Origin of the sequence: Alkalilimnicola ehrlichii MLHE-1, assembly GCF_000014785.1 — a bacterium.
GTDB lineage: Bacteria > Pseudomonadota > Gammaproteobacteria > Nitrococcales > Halorhodospiraceae > Alkalilimnicola > Alkalilimnicola ehrlichii.
The window spans coordinates 1,755,135-1,774,618 of sequence record NC_008340.1; the positions used below are offsets into that span (position 1 = coordinate 1,755,135).

The window sequence follows — 19,484 nt, forward strand, 5'->3', positions numbered from 1 at the left end:
AAACACGACAAGGACTATCGCAGCATGAGCCAGAATCCAGCCTTCGACAAACTGATCCGCCTGCTCAAGGAGCTCTTTCAGCTCGACCAGCCAGACCTGGACTTCGGGCTCTACCGCATCATGCACGCCCGCGCCGACGAGATCAGCCAGTTTCTCGACCGCGACCTGCTGCCCCAGGTAAAGGACGCTTTCAGCCACTACAAGACGGCCGACAAGGCCGGGCTGGAGAAAGAGCTGCAACAAGCCATCGAGCAGGCCAACGGCCTTGGCGTGGACCCAGAGACCACCGCCAAGGTGAAGGAGCTACGCCAGAAGATCGCCGAGCAGGGCGTGGATGTCACAGGTCTGGAGCAGGAAGTCTACGACCACCTCTACAAATTCTTCCGCCGCCATTACCACGAAGGCGACTTCCTCGCCAAGCGCGTCTACAAGCCCGGCGTCTACGCCATTCCCTACGAAGGCGAGGAAGTCAAACTGCACTGGGCCAACAAGGACCAGTACTACATCAAGACCAGCGAATACCTGCGCGACTACGCCTTTATCCTGAAGCCCGGCGCCGACGATCCCATGCGCGTGCACTTCCGTCTGGTCGACGCCGCCGAGGGCGAGCACGGCAACGTCAAGGAAGCCGAGGGCAAGAACCGGGTGTTTATCCTCGCCGGCGAAGACTTTATCGCCGAGGAGAATGGCGAAGCTGGCCGTGAGCTGATCATCCGCTTCGAGTACCGGCCGGCAACGATGGAGGACTGGAGCGAGGATGCCAAGGCCAACGCCACCGCCGCAGCGAAGGAGAAACCGCCCAACCAGAAAGACCTGCGCGAGGATGCTGTACGTCGGGTGCTGGCGATGCAGGACGACAGCCTCAAGCCCTGGCTGGCGGAGCTGGCCAAGAACCATATCAAAGCCGATGGCGAGCAGGCCGACTACAGCCGCCTGGCCGCCCACCTGAACCGCTACACCGCCCGCAACACGTTTGACTACTTCATCCACAAGGACCTGGGCGGCTTCCTGCGCCGGGAGCTGGACTTCTACATCAAGAACGAAGTCATGCACCTGGACGACATCGAAAGCGAAACGGCGCCGCGCGTGGAGCAGTACCTGTCCAAGATTAAAGTGATCCGTCAGATTGCCGGCAAGATCATTGATCTTCTGGCGCAACTGGAGAATTTTCAGAAGAAGCTCTGGCTGAAGAAGAAGTTTGTCACCGAGACCTCGTATTGCATCCGCATCGGCTGCATTCCAGAGGCGTTCCATCCGGAGATTGCCGCCAACGAGGCCCAGCGTCAGGAATGGGTTGAGCTACATGCCATTGATGAGCTTGCAGCGGATTTGACCACGGTGGCCTACAGTGAGCCGCTGACTGCGGAGTTTTTGAGGGCGCATCCGACATTGATGGTGGATACGCGGCACTTTGATGACGCTTTCAGTCAGCGGTTGCTGGAGGCGGTGGGTGATATAGACGATCAGACTGACGGCGTTCTTTTCAATAGCGAAAACTTTCAGGCGTTAGCTGTTGCCAACATGAAATACTGGGGTTCAGTGCACGTGTCGTATATTGACCCTCCATACAATACTGAGCTGGATAGGCAATCGGGAAAATTCATCTACAAGGATAACTATGCCCGCTCCACCTGGGCCTCTCTAATGGCGGATCGACTTCAATCTGGCGCGTCCTTTCTTAGAGAAGATGGGACTTTCATCTGCAGTATTGACGACAACGAATATCCGACACTTCGTGAAATCCTAAACTCAGTTTATGGAGGCGACAACTTCATCGGGACGATAGCTTGGAAGTCACGAGATTCTGTATCAAGCGATCACAAAATTTCACTGAACCACAATTATCATGTTGCATACGCTAAAGACTTGGTGGCTAATAAATTCGGAGGTTTTCCTCTGAATCCAGGTGACTATAGCAATCCGGACAATGACCCTCGTGGTCCGTGGAAGCCGGTGCCGATCGACGCCAATAAGCCTGGGGGCGAAACAAAGTACCCTATTGAAAATCCCAACACCGGGGACGAACATTATCCGCCGAACGGTCGGAGTTGGGCGTTTAACCGGTCGCGCTATGACGAGTTGCTTTCGGACAACCGTATTACATTTGGAATTAGGGGGACGGGAGCGCCGAAGCGCAAGCTTTTTTTGAAGGAAAGGACCGAGAAAGGCGATGTAAATACGCCAGTTTCTATCTGGCCAGACGCTGAGACAACTCAAGGCGGTACTCGCCAAGTAATGAGTTTATTCGGCAACAAAGTGTTTTCGTACCCAAAGCCTGTGGGGCTTATGCGCGACCTTATTAGAATCTCTCACTTGAATTCAAATTGCGTCGTGGCGGATTATTTTGCCGGGTCAGGCACTACGGGGCATGCAATTGTCAACCTTAACCGAGCCGATGGTAGTAGGCGTAAATTTTTATTGATGGAGATGGGTGATTATTTCGATGCGGTGCTTCTTCCACGCTTGAAGAAAGTCACGTTTGCGCCCGATTGGGCAGACGGGAAGCCTGAACGCCTCGCAACAGAAGAAGAGGCGGAATGCAGCCCCCGAATCATAAAGGTCATCCGGCTCGAATCCTACGAGGACGCCCTTAACAACCTGGAGCCGCGCCGCAGTGAAACACAAAGCGACCTGTTAGCTAGCCAGCAGGCTCAAGGTGCCGACGGCCTGCGCGAGCAGTACCTGCTGCGCTACTGGCTGGATGTGGAGACTAGGGGCCAACAATCACTGCTCAATATCGACGCCTTTACCGACCCCACCGCTTACCGGCTCAAGGTCAAGCGCCCCGGCAGCGAGGAAACCCGCGAGGTCAATGTGGACCTGCTGGAGACCTTCAACTGGCTGATCGGCCTGACCGTGGAAACCATCGCCGCGCCCCAGAGGGTGGCGGCCCAGTTCAAGCGCGATGACGATCCGGATCTGCCCAAGGAAAACCCGCGCCGCCTGCTGCTCGACGGCCGCATCCGCGAAGCCGAAGAAGGCCCCTGGTGGTTCCGCACCGTCACCGGCACCACGCCGGACGGACGTAAAACCCTGGTGATCTGGCGCAAGCTCACGGGCGACCCCGAGCAGGACAATCTGGTACTGGACGAATGGTTCAAGAAGCAGGGCTATTCCAGCAAGGACAGCGAGTTCGACCTGATCTACGTCAACGGCGACAACAACCTGGAGAACCTGCGCCAGCCCGACGACACCTGGAAAGTCCGCCTCATCGAGGAAGACTTCCACCGGCTGATGTTCGAGGAGGCCGAATCATGAGCCAGAACCTTACACCCGTGAACAACGAATGGCGTTTTCCCGGTGCCCGCTGGTGGAGCTTCGACTTTCACACGCATACGCCCGCGTCCAGTGACTATGGGAAAGGACCAGATCAGGCGGAATTGAGAGAGATAACGCCGGAAGAATGGTTGCTCAAGTTTATGCGGGCAGAGATTGACTGCGTCGCGGTCACTGACCACAACTCAGGCGATTGGATTGATCGGCTAAAGGCTGCGCTAGACCATCTCCGCGAGCAGCAGCACGCGGATTATCGGCCCCTCTGGCTCTTTCCAGGTGTCGAAATTACAGCCAATGGAAATATCCATATTCTGGCCATCTTTGATCCAGCCAAGGATGGTGCGGATGTCAGTGCGCTGCTGGGGGCGGTCGGCAATCACGGCAACCGGGGGGAGAGCAACCGTGCCGTGAACGCTTCCCCAATCGAAGTGATTCAGAGAGTCGTAGAAGCCAGTGCGTTGCCCGTGCTGGCCCACGTAGACGGCCCTTCCGGCGCCTGGGAGCTAGGCGGCAATACATTAACGCCCTTGCTTGAGTGTGAAGGCCTATTTGCAATGGAGGTGGTTAACCAATGCTCGGAAAAGCCTGCACTATACGGTCAGAAGCACCTGCGCTGGGCAGAAGTGCTGGGGTCTGACGCGCATCACCCTTCCGGCCCCGACGGTGCGCGCTATCCGGGTTCGCATTGGACCTGGGTAAAAATGGCGCAACCATCGCTGGAAGGCTTGCGCCTTGCCTTGCTTGATGGTGAAGGGTTCTCCATTCGCCGCAGTGATGATCCGGAACCGTTCGACCCAAACGCGCTGCCTGAGAATTTTATCGAGTCAGTAGAAATTGACGATGCCCGCTATATGGGGCGTGGTCAGCCGGAAACCCTTTCCTTCAGCCCGTGGTTCAACGCGCTGGTAGGCGGGCGGGGGACAGGAAAATCGACCATCGTGCACGCACTGCGGCTGGTGTTGAGGCGCGAGAATGAGTTGCAAGCCCTGGAGCAAGGCAGCGAGCCGCGCCGTACTTTCGAAAAATTCAGTCGCGTAGCACGTGGGCGAGACGACGATGGTGCGCTTACGCTGGATACCCATGTGGCACTGACCTTTATTAGGGACGGCACACGTTATCGCGTGTACTGGCGTCAAGATGGCTCGGGTTCGATCGTCGAAGAACGAAAAGATGGTGAGTGGCGTGAATCGGATAATCAGGCGGTGATTCCCGAGCGTTTCCCCATCCGGCTGTTCAGCCAGGGCCAGATCGCGGCACTAGCCGGCGGAAGCCATCAGGCGCTGCTCGATTTGATCGATGAAGCGGCGGGAGTGGATGCCGAACAAACCGCGCTGCGTGAGGCACGGCAGACCTATTTGTCTCTACGCGCCAAAGCGCGTGAACTGGAAGGCCGGCTTCAAGGGCGTGATGCACTGAAGGTCCGCTTGGAAGACGTGCAGCGGAAATTGAAGAAGTTCGAGGAAGCCCATCACGCCCATGTGCTAAAGGCGTATCAGCGTCGATCCCGACAGGAACGGGAAGTTAACCGCCAGTTTGAATCGGTTGCTGAAATTGTGGGCCGTGTTCGTGAACTCGCAGAAGAATTGGCGGCGGAGGATGTCCCGGAGCAACTGTTCGATGAGCAGAACGAACAGGACAAGGAGGCGCTGGCCCTCGTGTCGGGTCTCCATCAGGCGATTGAATCCGCCACGAAGGCGTTGAAGGGCACGGCCAATGACTTGGCGGCCACGGTCCGGAAAGAGCGGGAAAAACTCCCGGATACTGACTGGCAGCAGGCAGTGAGCAAGGCGCGGACCGATTACGAGAAACTTGTCAGGGATCTAAAGGAACAGGGTGTCGCGGATCCTAGCGAGTATGGCCAGTTGGTACAGGAGCGGCAGCGGCTGGAAAACCAGTGGAAGGAATTGGAGTCGTTAGCCGCGCAGCGCAGCCGAGTCCTGGATCAGGCCGAAACCCAGCTCGAGTCGGTTGTAGCGGCTCGGCGGGCGCTCAGCGAGCGGCGGGAAGCCTTTCTTGAGGAGAGTCTGGCCGATAACGAATATGTGCAGATCAACCTGAAGCCTTACGGCCAAGATGTCCGTGCCATGGAACGAAGCTTGCGAGAATTGTTGGGCGCGGAAGGCTCAAAATTCGAAGCGGATATACTGATTGAAGAAGATAGCCAGCCTGCCAAGGGGATTGTCGCTGAACTGATTAAACAGTTACCTGATGATCTTACTCAGGCAAAAGGGGAACTTGAACGAAGGGTCGGCCAAATCAAACGGCGCCTGAATGAATCCTGCCGGGGCAACGGCATTTTCGGTGGTCACTTCAACAACTTCCTTTCCAAGCAGGCGAGTAATCGCCCTGAGTATGTCGATCACATAATGATGTGGTATCCGGACGATGGCTTGGATGTGAGGTACAGTCAAAAAGGCGATGGGCGGGATTTCAAATCCATTGAACAGGCATCGGCAGGTCAACGCGCGGCTGCGATGCTGGCATTTCTGCTGGCCTACGGCTCTGAACCGATTGTGCTGGATCAGCCAGAAGATGATCTCGATAATCACCTGATTTACAACCTGGTGGTTCGCCAATTGCGTGAAAACAAGCGGCGGCGGCAGATTATTTCCGTAACGCATAATCCCAACATTGTGGTCAATGGGGATGCCGAAATGCTCCACGCACTGGATTTTCGCGGCGGCCAGTGTCGGGTGATCGAAAAAGGCTCGCTACAGGAAGAAGCCATGCGCGATGAGGTTTGCCATGTCATGGAGGGCGGCCGCGATGCATTCGAGCGGCGTTATCGTCGTTTGGGCAAGGAGGTATAGGGCATGTTTGATACCGCGGCTGCGCTCTTGGAGAAGATACAGCTTGGGGAAGATTCCTTCCTTGAGCTGAAGGAGGTTCGGATCGCCGGGAAGCGAGTGACCGCACCACATCGCAACTCACTGGTGGACGAATTGGCAGCGTTTGCGAATGCCAAGGGCGGTGTCTGTGTGCTCGGTGTGGATGATGCAACGCGAGAAATTCTCGGGATTCCGCGAGACAAGCTGGACCTTGTGACTGACTATGTCCGGCAGACCTGCCTGGACTCAGTGACACCACCGTTGACCCCAGTTATTGAGCGGCTACTTCTGCCTACGACCACCGGTGACGAGGTGGCCGTATTGAAGGTGGAAATCGGTCGCAGCTTGTGGGTGCATCGCAGCCCCGGCGGCTATATGCATCGGGTGGGTGATGAAAAGCGTGAAATGGCGCCGGACTTCCTCGCCCGACTGTTTCAGCAGCGCAGTCAGGCCCGAATCATTCGCTTTGACGAGCAGCCAGTGCCGAATGCCACCCTGGATGACTTGAATGAGGCGCTTTGGCAACGATTCGCAACCGCACGTACCCGGGATAACCGCGATGACCTGCTGCGAAAGCTCGGCATGGCCCGCATGGATGACGATGTCTTGCGCCCGTCGGTGGCGGGTATCCTTCTGGCTTCCGATGATCCTCGCCATTGGCTGCCCAATGCGTTTATTCAGGCGGTCGCCTACCGGGGTACTGAAATTCGACCGGTAGGCGACCAAGCGTACCAGCTTGATGCAGCAGATCTCACCGGGCCTTTGGATCAACAGGTGCTTTCTGCCTGCCATTTTGTCAGCAAAAATATGCGAGTCGCCGCGTCCAAAAGCGTGGGCCGAGAGGATGTTCCTCAGTTTGATATGACAGCCGTATTCGAGGCCATCGTCAACGCGGTCGCGCATCGTGACTACGCTATGCAGGACGCCAAGATCCGGTTGCGCGTATTCGCAGACCGCATGGAACTGTACTCCCCCGGAGCCATCCCTAACACCATGACGGTGGATAGCCTACCGTACCGCCAGGCTGCACGGAATGAAACGATTACCAGTTTGCTGGCGAAATGTCGGGTGCCGGATGAAGGCGGGCTGGGAACAGGCCGATCCACCATGATGGATAAGCGGGGCGAAGGCGTGTCCATCATCCTTCAAAATAGTGAAATGCTGTCCGGTCGTGTCCCGGAATACAGCCTGGTTGATGATAGTGAGCTCCGCCTGGTGATTTACGCACCAGCGGAAACGGATGGAGGGGAAGACTGAGCATGCCGCCTCGTAGACGCAACAACCGGCCGCAGGTGCCGTTCGCCTACAAGCTGGTGCTGAACCAGTGGCTGTTCAGCCTGTTTGGGCTGGCGTCCACTGACGGCTTCTTTACCTGGAACGGAAAGCGCCTGCCGTTACTGGAAGCCTTCAAGCAGAAGTTTCAGTTGAGCGAAGACAGCGCCGGCGGGTTGGACGAGAACAACATCCACCGCTTCCACACGGCCCTGACCAACCAGACCGACCCGCTGCCCGAACTGCCGGCCGATCTATTGCTCGAGTATGACCAGAATATCGTCCGTCATACCCAGCGTTTGAACGAGCGCCGGCTGGCGCGCGGCGAAGAGGCTATCGCCTGGAAGTACTTCCAGTACCTGTCGCTGCTGTTCACCGAAATCTATCTGGACCGTTATTTCTCCGATGCGGATGCCTTGCTGGCCTCGATCAACGAACAGATTGAGCGCTACAACGCGGACAAGCCGGAACCGGACCAGGTCCCAAATCTGGATCCGGAAGGCGATGTCACCGGGCAGTTGAACAAGCTGGCCTTCTGGAGCGCCACCGGCTCCGGTAAGACGCTGATCATGCACGCCAATATCCTGCAATATCAGCACTACCTGACCAAGCACCGCCGCCGCCGCGAGCTCAACCGGATCATCCTGTTGACGCCCAACGAAGGGTTGAGCCAGCAACACCTGCGAGATTTCCAGGCTGCCGGGATCGAGGCGGAGTTGTTCGACAAGAACGGTCGCGGGCTGTTCGCCGGGCAGGCTGTCGAGATCATCGACATCAATAAACTGCGCGACGAGATGGGCGATAAGACGGTTGCCGTCGATGCCTTCGAGAACAACAACCTCGTGCTGATCGATGAAGGGCATCGGGGTGCCAGTTCCGGTGAGACCGGCACCTGGATGCGCTTTCGCAATGCATTGTGCGAGCAGGGTTTTTCCTTCGAATACTCCGCCACTTTCGGCCAGGCGGTAAAGCGCAGCTCCCAACTGGCGGCCCAGTACGAGCGTTGCGTGCTTTTCGACTATTCCTACAAGTATTTCTATGGCGACGGCTATGGCAAGGACTACCAGATCCTGAACCTGGACCCGCAGACCCAGGAAAACACTATGGAGGTTTACCTGGTGGCCTGCTTGCTGTCTTTCTTCCAGCAGCTGCGCTTGTATCGCGAACAGGCTGTGGCTTGCCGGCCGTTCAATATTGAGAAGCCGTTGTGGATCTTCGTCGGCGGCCGGGTCACCGCGTCTCTTTCGACCAAGGATGCCTCCGACATTGTTGAGATTCTGCGCTTTTTGGCGCGCTTTCTCGGTGATCGTGCCGGGAGTACGGCGCGCATCCGGCGGGTGCTGGAGGAAGGCTTGATTGCTGCCGATGGGCGCAATCTATTTGCCCGGCGTTTTGCCTACCTGAACGGATTGGGGCTTTCGGCCGAGCAACTGTTCGAGGAAGTACAGGCCAGCCTCTTCAATGCCGCAGGGGGCGGCGCGCTGCACGTGGAGAACCTGAAGGGTGTCCCGGGGGAAATCGCTTTGCGCGTTGGCGACAATGAGCCGTTCGGCGTGATCAATGTCGGCAATGACAGCAGACTGTGCTCGCTCTGTGAGAACGAAGACGGGCTGCTGGTCGGTGATCGGGATTTCAAGGGCTCCCTGTTCCAGTCCATCAATGCTCCCGATTCGTCTGTCAATGTACTGATCGGCTCCAAGAAGTTCACCGAAGGCTGGAACAGTTGGCGCGTCAGTACCATGGGGCTGATGAATGTGGGCAGCACGGAGGGTTCGCAGATCATCCAGCTTTTTGGCCGCGGGGTGCGCCTGAAGGGTTATGACGGCAGCCTGAAGCGCAGTGCCAGGGTGAACCTCCCGGAGGATGTCGCGCGGCCAGGACACCTGCCGACACTCGAAACCCTGAATATCTTCGGCATCAAGGCCGACTACATGGCCCAGTTCCGCGAGTTTCTCGAAGAAGAGGGGCTGCCGTCTAACGAGGAGCGTATCGAGTTCCTGCTGCCCGTGATTCGCAACCTGGGTCAGAAGCAGCTCAAGACCATTCGCTTGAAGAAGACCATCAACGGGGTAAGTACCCAGTTCGGTGACGCCTTCAAAAAGCTCGGGCCAGTGCCGACACTGGCCCGGCCCGATCCCGCGCAGGAGGCGGCCACCCGGTATCTGCAAACCAATCCGGTTGTGCTGAATTGGTATCCCAAGATCCAGGCGATGCGCTCCAGTGGCGTCGGTGCCGTGGAGGAGGATCGTCAGCCGGATCAGGGTGCCCTGAGCAAGAGACACATCGCCTTTCTCGACCTGGACGCGCTGTATTTCGAGCTACAACGCTTCAAGGCTGAGCGGGCCTGGCACAACCTGAACCTGCCACGGGATGTGTTGCCCGAACTGCTGGCCGACCAGAGCTGGTATCGGTTGCTAATCCCGGAGTCCGAGCTGGCCTTCGATTCCTTCGAGAAGATTCACCTGTGGCAGGAACTCGCCGAGGCGCTGCTCAAGAAGTACTGTGAGCGCTACTACTCGTTCCGCAAAAAGGAATGGGAGCTGCCACACCTGGAGTATCGCTATCTGGATGCCAACGATCCGAACTTTCCTCAGGTCAATGAGGATTTCCCGGAGGGATACCACCGCATCCTGGTGGAAGAGTCTCAGACCGAGATTGTCGCCAAGCTCAAGGAGCTCAAAGCACAGATTGATGCGGGCACGCTGAAACCCTGGCAGTTTGGCGGCCTGCAAGCTATTCCATTTGGTCGCCACCTGTACGAGCCACTGTTGCATCTGGCGGGCTCAACCGTCGAGATCAGTCCCGCACCCCTGAACCAGGGCGAGAGGCGCTTCGTGGAAGACCTGAGGGACTACTGTGACTCGAAACCGGCATTACTGCAGGACAAGGAACTCTATCTGCTACGTAACCTGAGCAAGGGCCGCGGCGTAGGCTTCTTTGAGGCAGGTAACTTCCATCCCGATTTCATCGTTTGGTTGATCGCTGATGGTCAGGAGTACATCTCGTTCGTCGATCCCAAAGGGATTCGAAACCTCGGTGCCCAGGACCCGAAAATCCAGTTCCACCAGACCATCAAGGAAATCGAAGATCGGCTTGGCGATTCAACTGTGACGCTGAACAGTTTCGTGATTTCCAATACGCCAGCGCATGAGATGCGATTGCTTTGGGGGGTGGACAAGGCGCAGATGGAAGCCTGGCATGTTCTTTTCCAGCAGGAGGACAAGGCCAGTTATATCGATTCGCTACTCGCCAAATCACTTGAGCCTGTCAAGTCTCCCGCGAAGGGATCCGTTTCCAAGTAACGTAAGAACGGCGTACTTATGGGGATCGAGTAGGAGGGGGTGTTACCACCCCCGTCCTCTCACACCACCGGGCATACGGTTCCGTACCACGGCGGTTCACGTAAGACGCTTGAGCCCATGGTAGTGGTCCATCAGCGATACCAGTTGAAGCTGATCAAAGTGCTTCTTGGGCAGCGCCTGGTTCAGGTGCGACGCCCCGGCATTCCACCACGGGCCACGCCCGTTGGTGGCACTGCGCCAGGCCCGCTCCTCGCCCAGTCCCCCGAAGTTCGACACCTCAAGCGGGCCTGTTTACGCCAATTGTACAAGGTCGCCGCGGAAATCCCCTCGGCCTCGGCCACATCAGGGACAGTGCGGTTCATCGGTGGTGCCAGCTTGCGCAGGACAGCTTCCTTACGCTCCGCGGAGTAGTGCTTCATGGTTGTCACCTGCTGGTTGCATAGAGGCGACAACTACGTTGACCGATAGGGCACTGCGCTCCCACGCATAATGCTCTGTGTGTGAGCATACTAATACTGTACGCTTATAATAAATATTTATTTGAGAGAAAGACGCTGAACACTCACTTCCTCGGTACGCGGCCAGTGAGAACGCATGACATGAGCCTCATCTTTCCAACTCAACGCTTGAAATCTATCTGAGCATATCCCTCAACCTGCTTCTCCTGCTATCTGATTCATCCAAAACATCATCTAAATTATCCTTCAGCACCTCATTTTCTGACTCGAGCTCTTTATTTTTTCGGATTAGATTGTCCTGTATTGAAATGAGACTTTTAATGACCTGCTCCGGATCATCAAAGTCGATTTCTTCTGGTCGGACATCCCCACCGGAGAGCCCCGCTCTCTCTGCTTGGGAGAGCGCACGCTCCACTTCTGACTTAACTGCCCGGTCAAGCACGTACCGAGCGGCATCCTCACTGCTACAGGCTACAACGGCGACTGCAACAACAACACCCAGGATCACAGAATTAATCTTAGCCATTACTTTCCTTCCGGGATTCCGGACCCCCCTTTAGCCAGGCAATTGATCGCTTCGCGAAATTCTCTGCGATATGACGCCTCGGCACGAGACAAAACAACCTATGGAAAACAGGAAAAACTCGATCCACCATCCCACGCTGTAGCAACACCATGGCAATGGAAAGTGGCATCATCTTCAGAAGGTTAAACAAAAAAACAAGCGCGTAAAACGCATAAAACCCGTCTAGCCGATCCTCGTCAGAAAAACCCCATATGTCAAGAAACTCATTCGCCGATGCGAGCTTGAACGCATCAAGAATAAGGTACATATTTATTAGCGGCCGGGATATTTCATTACCCCCCAAACTCGGCACCTGATTATTTTCTGCATACTCAATGAAGTCAATCTGCCCGAGATCTGAATTGTAATCGTAGCCTACATTAGAAACAAAAAAAGAATGAAGGTCTTTCGCACTCAGCACACCCGCAAGAACGACATTAATAACAACGATGGCCAGGATTAACCCCAAAACATTTCGACCAGCATCACCTCCTGCGCCCGCGCTTTCAGAACCGTCTCTTCCAGCCTTAATATCTCCATCTTTATTTTCTATAGGACTGCAACTTTTTGGAGAACCCTCATTCTCACCAGAAGCACTTGCTGCATCCTTCGAAATATTTCTATCTTGAATACCTTTGACTGCAGCGCTCCCCAAGAAATAAGAGACAAAGAAAGCACATATCAAAAGCAGAAAGAAGACAGGAACCACACCATGACTTATAACCGCTCCTTTCGCAACCAGAGAAAAGATAATGGACAATATAAAGGCAAAAGCCGCAGACCCTAATAGCTGCCAGGCGGACCCACTTTTCTCAAAGAACGCACGAAGCACGGAACCTTTCTCAAAGAATACTTTTACGGAGTTTCGCAGCACCATCTGAACATCATAGGCAGCACCCCATAAAACCAAAAAAACCACACCAAAAAGCAAAGAAAAACCAAGATCAGTTCTTCCAAATAGAAAAACCAAACCGAAAAAAGGGATCATTGACACCAAGACTAAACACCACCTTTTGGAACGACCCATTACTCCCCCCACGCAGGATGTTCCCGAATTTTATTGCCATAGCGACAAGGGTTGTCCAGTTGTAACAACCGCTCCATAGCGGCATTTTATGGTGATCGTATCACGCCATATGACCCATACAACATCGAGAGCCTCCACCTCGTGGCGGCCAGGTAGCTGACCGAACCCATCCGTGAAATACACCAGCACCCTCGGCGGATCCGACTTCAAGGCCTCGAACACCGGCCTGAAGTCCGTCCCCCCACCCCCCTTCAGAATCATCTCAGGCCTCAGATCCGCAGCAGTCACGTACTCATCGCTCTGGATATCGGCATCCGCTTGGATCAACCGAATCCGCGTATCCGGCCACTGACCCGCAATGCCCCGCAACTCTGCCAGGAACGCGGGCAGGTAGTCCTGCGTGCTGCCGCTGGTGTCGATGGCCACCGCCAGGTCCACCCGCTCCCGCGCCGGCCCGGGCAGGTAAAGCTCACGACTGAGGTACCTGCGGTTCGGTGTGGTCCATTGACGCCTGCCCGGGTCCAGGCGGGGAACAAGGTAGCGTCTCAGGACAGTCTGCCAGGGCACTTGCGGACGGGTCAGGCTGCGCACCAGGCTGCCCATGACGCCGGGCAGACGCCCGATGCCCCGACCACCGTGGCCCCGGGCCTGCACTTGCTGCCAGGCCCCCACCACCCGTTGCTGCCAACCTTTCCAGATACGCTCGTCGGGTCGCGGGCAGAGGTCGGGATCGCTACGGCCAAGGGACGGGGCGCGCCAGGTGTGCCTGTCCCGGAATCGGCCCCGGCCCTCATCCGTCAGGTCCTCCGGCAGAACCTCGTAGATGGACTCTGCGCTCCATCCGCGCCAGTGCCGTCTGTACAGCGCGCCTTTGGGCACGGTCATGCCGGTCTCCGCGAGCAGGCCATTCACCTCGTAGTCCACCGCGTGATTCCACCGGACCGTGTCCCGACCCTGGCGGCGCAGGTGATGCAGGGCCGCGCAGTGCCATACCTCGTGCGCCAGCACGAAGAGCCGGTCCTCGTCGCTGAGCCGGCAGAGAAAGTTCGCATTGCCGAAAACCGTGCGGCCATCGGTGGCAGCGGTGGGCAGGGCCCCGTCCACCACCGGTTGCAGTTCCAGTTGCATGGCCAGCATGCCGATGAACGGCTGCTCGAAGACCAGCCGCGCCCGGTCGTTCTCCCACAGCGCGAGCGCCTTTTCCTTGACCTCGGCCCGCTTCATGCCGACACGCCGTCCCAGCGCTGCGCGAAGGCCTGGCCGTGCCGCTCGCTCCATGCGTTGAAGGCCGGGTGCATCAGCAGTCGCTCGGAGCGGCGCTCGGTTTCTGCCTCGTCCGGCGCGTTCAGTGCATCCACCAGGGCCAGGGTGGCAAAGTCCGACGGCAGTGCCAGGGTGAGCCGGAAGAAGCCTTCCACGAGTGCATCCGAGCCCCCTTGCGGCCCCTGCCAGAGGTAGTAAACCGCTGCGGCACACAGGGCATAGCGGTGGTCGGCCCGCTCGGGGATAGTGATTTCCGCCTCTCCGCGCAGCATCGCCGGGACGTCGGGCAGAGTACGGTGCCAGGCACGAAAGGCCATCAGCTCCACTCCGGCACCGGGGCCGACCAGGCCCTGGACCAGCAGGCTCACGTCCTCCTGCGGCAGCCCGGTCCGCTCCGCCCGGTGCAACGTGTCGCTGACCCGCTCCCAGGTCCGTGGCGAGGGCCAGCCCCGCTCCAGGTTGCCGTCCATGGAGAAAAAGGCGTGGGGCTGGAAGCGCAGGAAGCCGATCACGTCCGGGTGGATGCCTCGGCTCCGGGCCCAGGGCAGCCAGGATTCCAGGTCCGGGGTGATCTCCAGGTGACAGAGCCGGTTGGCCAGCGCGCTGGAGAACGTGGTGGCCACGGCCCGGTCCTCGCTGCGATTGCCGGCCGCGCAGACCATCCATCCGGGGGGCAGTTCGTAGAGACTGCCGAGACGACGGTCGAGGATGATCTCGTAGACAGCGACCTGCAGGCTGCGATCCGCGGCGGTGAGTTCGTCGAACAGGATGATGCCGCGGCTGTCCCGGTCCCGTGGCCAGTCGGAGGAGAGCAGCCAGTCCACGGCTTCGTCCTTCGGCACGGGCAGACCACGGATATCCACCGGATCGCGCTGGGCGAGACGGATGTCGATGAAGTCGATCCCCTCCTCTTCGCACAGCTCGCGGATCACGGTGCTCTTGCCCACGCCGGGCGGCCCCCAGAGCATCATCGGCGGCACGGCGTGCGGGGCCTCGGGATGGTCCCACAGGGCGTGCAACTGATGACGCAGCAGACGACGGACGCGCGCCACGTCCGTGCCGGGTGTGGATGGGACATCCGGGGCGAGATCGGGCATGTCGGTTCTGGACCGGGATCGGACGGGACGGTTCATATGGACGCCTCCTGGGGGGTCTCGGTATCGATGCTGAAGGCGTGGGTGCGGACGCGAGCGATGGCCGCCGCGGCGGCCTGCTGGCGCAGGTCCTCCTGCAGCCAGTTCAACTTCCGGCTCACGACCATCAACCGGGGTCGGGCCGGGGCATAGCCATGCTGCGCGAGGGTGATGAACAGCGGGGCGCCGTGCTCCGGCGTGAGCCGGTCCCGCGCGAACGCGAAGATCAGATCGGCCAGCGCCCGGTCACGTAGCCGGACGGCGAGTTGCAACACCGCCTGCACCGCGTCGTGGATCGCCCGGTTCATGTACCCCCGGCGGGTGATGCGGCGCAGTCCCTTGTCGATGGCCTGCGTCCAGTCGTCCGGCCAGTCGTCGCCACGGCCATGCCAGCGGCGCAGCGTCCAGGCCAGCCCGTGCAGGGTGTGCGGATCCCCCGGGCAGTGCAGCAACCGCCCGAAGCCCTCGCCCACCGGCTGATCCGCAACCGCCCGGTAGAGGGCCAGGTCAGAGGCCCGCCCCTCCAGCCAGAGATCGCTGTTGAAATCCCAGTGCCAGCGGTTGCCCGCCACCCGAAGGGCCTCGTCCATGTCGGGGGGCCGTTTCGGCTGGCTTCTGACCCGCAGGTGGAGCAGGCACCGCAGGCGCCAGAGCAGTTCCGGGTCATGCTCATCCAGTGCCTCCTCCAGCGCGCGCAGCGCGGAGAGGCGCTGGGCGCGGGTGCGCTCCAGCCACGTCCAGCCGTACAGGGTGGATAGCGCGTCGTCTCGATCTCGGTGGGTGCCGAGCAACTGCCGGACGCCGTTGGCCTCACTGCCATACCAGCCCAGGGCGCCGTTCAGGACCGGGAAATGGCCGTGGGTGGTGATGGCGTGCACGCCGCCCGGGACGTGCAGGTGGTTCACGCGGGGGCTGCGCTGGATGACCACCTCGACGGTCTCGGCGTGGACATCGAAGAAGCTACAGCGCTGGAACGTGAGGCGACGCCAGCCCCCCTTGGCATGCAGGATCGCACCGCGGTGGCCGCAGTCGGTCATGTGCAGCACGCCGTCCTCGTTGTATGCCTCGCTCAGGCCCGGGCAGGTGCGGAGCTGCACCCGCACGCCGGTCCTGGCGAGTCGGAGTCGGGCCAGCGCCTCGGCGTCGGTGGCGACCAGGTGGTCGAGCCGCCCCGACGCCTCCACGTGCACGTCGACCAGGCCCTGCGGCCGGTGCAGCCAGACCTGGCGCAGGGCCGGCGGCACGGTCCAGGAGCGGGGCAGCGATGGTGAGAGGGCCACCCAGCCCTCCACCGGGCAATCCGGTGGCGAGGGTTGAATGGCGACACCGTTGAGAGGCCGGGCATGCCGTGGCGCCTGCACCTCAAAGGTACCCCCGGACCAGCAGCAATCCAGCCGCTCGACGGCCCCAAGGACGAGTAATTCGGGTCGGCCATCCCCGGCGTCCAGGTGCACGGTCGCCCCGGTGTCGCCCGCCGGCAAGCGGATCCATTCAAGACGGGCGCAATCCTGCAGGGTCAGGTGCAACCCGGGCGGACAATGCGCCAGATCCAGGCCGACAAGGTCGGGACTGCGGGCCACGTCCAGTGCCCGCAGATGGCCATGCGCTACCCGCACGCGGCCCGCCAAGTCGGTAAGGGTTGCACCGCCGCAGTGGTCCGGAATGACGTCGGGGTCTGATAGTGAATCAGTCATTCGGTTGCCCTCCTCTGCCGGGTTTGCCGCCAGTGTCGACCGGCCGTGCGACTTATCGTGTCGCATCAGAATCAGCCTCCGCCTTTTTGCGACCTCAGACGTCGCATACACCCAGGACGATAGGACTCACCGGCGCTCAACGCAGCGCAGGCACATCTGGAGCATCCATAAAGAGGAGGGAAAAAGATGCGAATCGCAGTGCTGATTATCAGTCTATCCTTGGTCATGATCATCGGAGTACAGTCCTGCGCCGTCGGTGTCGGCGCTGAACTCATGGCCGATGAGGACACCGCTGCCGGGGGGGCCGCCGGCGTCATGGTGGCCTTCCTGTTCGTCCTGGGCGCGGCGTTCGCGCTGGGCAAACCCACGGTTTCCGCGGTGATGTTCGGGATCGCCGCAGCGACGGGTTTCTCGGTCGGAACCAGCACCGCCTTTGAGGACATGGCCATCTGGGGCTTCGTGGCCTTGGTGTTGTGCATCATGTCCCTACTGGGACGGCGAGAGCTGCGGGAAAAGCCGTCTGCTGAGCAGGACAGCTAGGAGAGTGAATGTACCCGCATGGCCCCACCCAGCCTTTCCGTCATCATCCCGGCCTGGAACGAGGCCCGCGAGTTACCGGCCACCCTGCGCGCGCTGGAGGAGGCCATCAATGGGTCAGGCCTCAGTGCGGAGGTCATCGTGGTGGACAACGACTCCGAGGACGAGACGGCAGCGATCGCCCGCCAGGCAGGCGCCCGGGTGGTGCACGAGCCGGAACGGCGCATTGCCCGGGTACGGAACCGGGGCGCCGAAATCGCGACGGCTCCCTGGCTTCTATTCCTGGATGCGGACACCCGGGTGACCCCTGTTCACCTCCTTGCCGTGTGGGACGCGCTGTCGGGCGAATGGGCCGGCGGAGGTGTGCCCGTCGCCATGGATCGTCCCCTGCCCCGCTTTCCGGCGCTGGGGCTGTCCCTCTGGAACGCCCTGTCGCGCCGGTTCTCTCTGGCGGCGGGCTGTTTCTTTTTTGTACGGGCAGAGCTGCACCGGTCGGTGGGCGGGTTTCCGGAGCATGTGTATGCCGGCGAGGAGGTGGGGCACTCCCGGCGACTGCAACGCATCGCTCGGCAGCGCCGACTTCGCTTCGGCATCCTGGACGCCGAACCGGTGGCCACCTCCGGGCGAAAGCTGGACTGGTACGCCACTTGGCAGCACGCGCTGGTGGCACTGGTCTTCGTGGTCTTTCCCTGGGCGGGACGGTTCCGGCAGTTGAGCTGGTTCTGGTATCGCCGACCGGACTAATGTGGATCGCTGCGCTGGCGGCCGGGTCCCCGGTTGCCGCGCTGCTGTGGCACACTCCTGTCTGCACTCGGGTAAGGGAACGTCGCGATTATGGATTCATCGGCATTACCGGCAGTACGGATTGGCCTGGTGTCCGTCAGTGACCGGGCCTCCAGCGGTGCCTACGAGGACAAGGGGATCCCTGCACTGCGGCATTGGCTGGAGCAGGCGCTGTGCAATCCGGTCGAATGGGAGACCCGGCTCATTCCGGACGACCAGCAGACCATCAGCGACACGCTGACGGAGCTCGTCGACCAATTGGGCTGCAATCTGGTGCTGACCAGCGGTGGGACCGGACCGGCGCCCCGGGACGTCACGCCGGAGGCGACCCTGGCGGTCTCGGACCGCGAGATGCCGGGCTTCGGCGAGCAAATGCGCCAGATCAGTCTCACCTTCGTGCCCACTGCCATCCTGTCACGGCAGGTGGCCGTCATTCGGGGCCAGGCCCTGATTATCAACCTGCCAGGGCAGCCCAAGGCCATCGCGGAAACCTTGAGCGGCCTGCCCGACCATGCCCCACCGGTGCACGGCATATTCGCCGCGGTGCCCTATTGTGTCGAGCTGATCGGGGGCCCCTACATCGAGACGGATCCCGCGGTCTGCAAGGCCTTTCGACCCAAGTCCGCGCGCCGGGACAAACCGGCCGAGGGTCGCTGAATGGTGCCTCGGGCTTGGAACCCAAACTGGCTATATCTAGTCCAATAAAAACAGCCACCAGGACCTGTTTACAGAACCGGCGCTCTCTAGAGACTAGTGACCGCGAGGTGATAAGGGAACTGCTTTATGGGACACCGAACCATGCGTATTGAAATCCCCGGCGACCTCACGTTCTCGGATCTGCACCTGACCAGGGAGTCGGACGGGTCGGTGAGTTTCGACTGGGCCGTGATCGAGCAGATCTGCGAGGCCAACGACATCGCCCCGGAGGAGTTCATGGACCCACCGGAGGAGAACCTGGCCAACCTGCTCATGGGGTGGTACTACCGGCATCGTGCGCTTGGCGGTGAAAGCGATCCGGTTGCCGAGAGCCTGGCGACGGAGGTGGCCATGGAGGAGCTGTCCGGACGCACCATCAGCCATCCGCCGGGTCACGCATGAGCATGCGGGCCCATGGGGGCGCCAAAGATCTGGCCGTGGGCCAGCAGTAGCGAGCCGCCGTTTGAAGATCCTGAGCCGGGGTCGCATCCGGCAACGAAAAAAGCCGCCTAGGTTTTCCGCAGGCGGCTGTTCTCGTTCGGTTTTATGGTGGGCGGTGCTGGGATTGAACCAGCGACCCCTGCCGTGTGAAGGCAGTGCTCTCCCGCTGAGCTAACCGCCCCGAAAGCGTGGGCAAATGATAGGGACAG

The 19,484-nt window shown here is 59.6% G+C and carries 14 protein-coding genes, 1 tRNA gene and 1 pseudogene; 8 read left to right on the plus strand and 8 right to left on the minus strand.

Annotated features, from left to right (window positions below; genetic code table 11):
- Positions 1 to 24 precede the first annotated feature (24 nt).
- From MLG_RS07860 to MLG_RS07875, 4 genes are read left to right on the plus strand one after another with little or no spacing between them, the layout of a single operon-like run.
- A complete protein-coding gene (locus tag MLG_RS07860; protein WP_011629282.1) occupies positions 25 to 3,258 on the plus strand; it encodes a site-specific DNA-methyltransferase in 3,234 nt (1,077 codons plus the stop codon).
- On the plus strand, positions 3,255 to 6,086 hold the full coding sequence (locus MLG_RS07865) for a TrlF family AAA-like ATPase (protein ID WP_011629283.1): 2,832 nt from the start codon (positions 3,255 to 3,257) through the stop codon (positions 6,084 to 6,086). The genes MLG_RS07860 and MLG_RS07865 overlap by 4 nt, the downstream gene beginning before the upstream one ends.
- A 3-nt stretch (positions 6,087 to 6,089) precedes the next feature.
- Entirely contained in the window at positions 6,090 to 7,361 is a 1,272-nt protein-coding gene (locus tag MLG_RS07870) for an ATP-binding protein (protein WP_011629284.1), read from the plus strand.
- 2 nt (positions 7,362 to 7,363) lie between these two features.
- The gene (locus MLG_RS07875; RefSeq protein WP_011629285.1) at positions 7,364 to 10,678 is read left to right on the plus strand and encodes a DEAD/DEAH box helicase family protein; all 3,315 of its coding nucleotides are present in this window, start codon (positions 7,364 to 7,366) and stop codon (positions 10,676 to 10,678) included.
- A gap of 96 nt (positions 10,679 to 10,774) precedes the next feature.
- Here the strand turns inward: MLG_RS07875 and MLG_RS15715 are convergent, their stop codons facing one another.
- From MLG_RS15715 to MLG_RS07895, 7 genes and pseudogenes are all read right to left on the minus strand, one after another.
- Positions 10,775 to 10,954, minus strand: a complete 180-nt coding sequence (locus MLG_RS15715; RefSeq protein ID WP_041717972.1) for a hypothetical protein — start codon at positions 10,952 to 10,954, stop codon at positions 10,775 to 10,777.
- Positions 10,955 to 10,962: 8 nt separating this feature from the next.
- Positions 10,963 to 11,097 (minus strand): annotated as a pseudogene (locus tag MLG_RS15720) (transposase); the annotation flags it as partial.
- Positions 11,098 to 11,311: 214 nt separating this feature from the next.
- Positions 11,312 to 11,662 carry a hypothetical protein gene (locus tag MLG_RS15430; protein WP_156774652.1) on the minus strand — a complete coding sequence of 117 codons (351 nt, stop codon included), beginning with the start codon at positions 11,660 to 11,662 and terminating at the stop codon, positions 11,312 to 11,314.
- Positions 11,655 to 12,728: a hypothetical protein gene (locus MLG_RS15435; RefSeq protein ID WP_232209235.1), complete on the minus strand. Its 1,074-nt coding sequence runs from the start codon at positions 12,726 to 12,728 to the stop codon at positions 11,655 to 11,657. Before MLG_RS15435 ends, MLG_RS15430 begins: the two co-directional genes overlap by 8 nt.
- A gap of 30 nt (positions 12,729 to 12,758) precedes the next feature.
- On the minus strand, positions 12,759 to 13,952 hold the full coding sequence (locus MLG_RS07885) for a vWA domain-containing protein (RefSeq protein ID WP_011629286.1): 1,194 nt from the start codon (positions 13,950 to 13,952) through the stop codon (positions 12,759 to 12,761).
- Positions 13,949 to 15,124: an ATP-binding protein gene (locus MLG_RS07890; protein ID WP_198003217.1), complete on the minus strand. Its 1,176-nt coding sequence runs from the start codon at positions 15,122 to 15,124 to the stop codon at positions 13,949 to 13,951. Before MLG_RS07890 ends, MLG_RS07885 begins: the two co-directional genes overlap by 4 nt.
- Positions 15,121 to 16,818 (minus strand): hypothetical protein, encoded by a 1,698-nt coding sequence (locus tag MLG_RS07895; protein ID WP_041717973.1) that lies wholly within the window; start codon positions 16,816 to 16,818, stop codon positions 15,121 to 15,123. The genes MLG_RS07890 and MLG_RS07895 overlap by 4 nt, the downstream gene beginning before the upstream one ends.
- Positions 16,819 to 17,004: 186 nt before the next feature.
- Here MLG_RS07895 and MLG_RS07900 point away from each other — a divergent pair, with 186 nt between their 5' ends.
- The 4 genes from MLG_RS07900 (at position 17,005) to MLG_RS07915 (ending at position 19,236) form a co-directional block, all read left to right on the plus strand.
- Entirely contained in the window at positions 17,005 to 17,358 is a 354-nt protein-coding gene (locus tag MLG_RS07900; protein ID WP_011629289.1) for a hypothetical protein, read from the plus strand.
- A gap of 18 nt (positions 17,359 to 17,376) precedes the next feature.
- Positions 17,377 to 18,099, plus strand: a complete 723-nt coding sequence (locus MLG_RS07905; RefSeq protein WP_011629290.1) for a glycosyltransferase — start codon at positions 17,377 to 17,379, stop codon at positions 18,097 to 18,099.
- Between the two features lie 90 nt (positions 18,100 to 18,189).
- On the plus strand, positions 18,190 to 18,795 hold the full coding sequence (gene mog, locus MLG_RS07910; protein ID WP_011629291.1) for a molybdopterin adenylyltransferase: 606 nt from the start codon (positions 18,190 to 18,192) through the stop codon (positions 18,793 to 18,795).
- 141 nt (positions 18,796 to 18,936) lie between these two features.
- Complete coding sequence (locus MLG_RS07915; protein ID WP_156774654.1) at positions 18,937 to 19,236, plus strand: hypothetical protein; 300 nt, start codon at positions 18,937 to 18,939, stop codon at positions 19,234 to 19,236.
- A gap of 145 nt (positions 19,237 to 19,381) precedes the next feature.
- Here the strand turns inward: MLG_RS07915 and MLG_RS07920 are convergent.
- A tRNA-Val gene (locus tag MLG_RS07920) sits at positions 19,382 to 19,456 on the minus strand.
- Between the last annotated feature and the right edge of the window lie 28 nt (positions 19,457 to 19,484).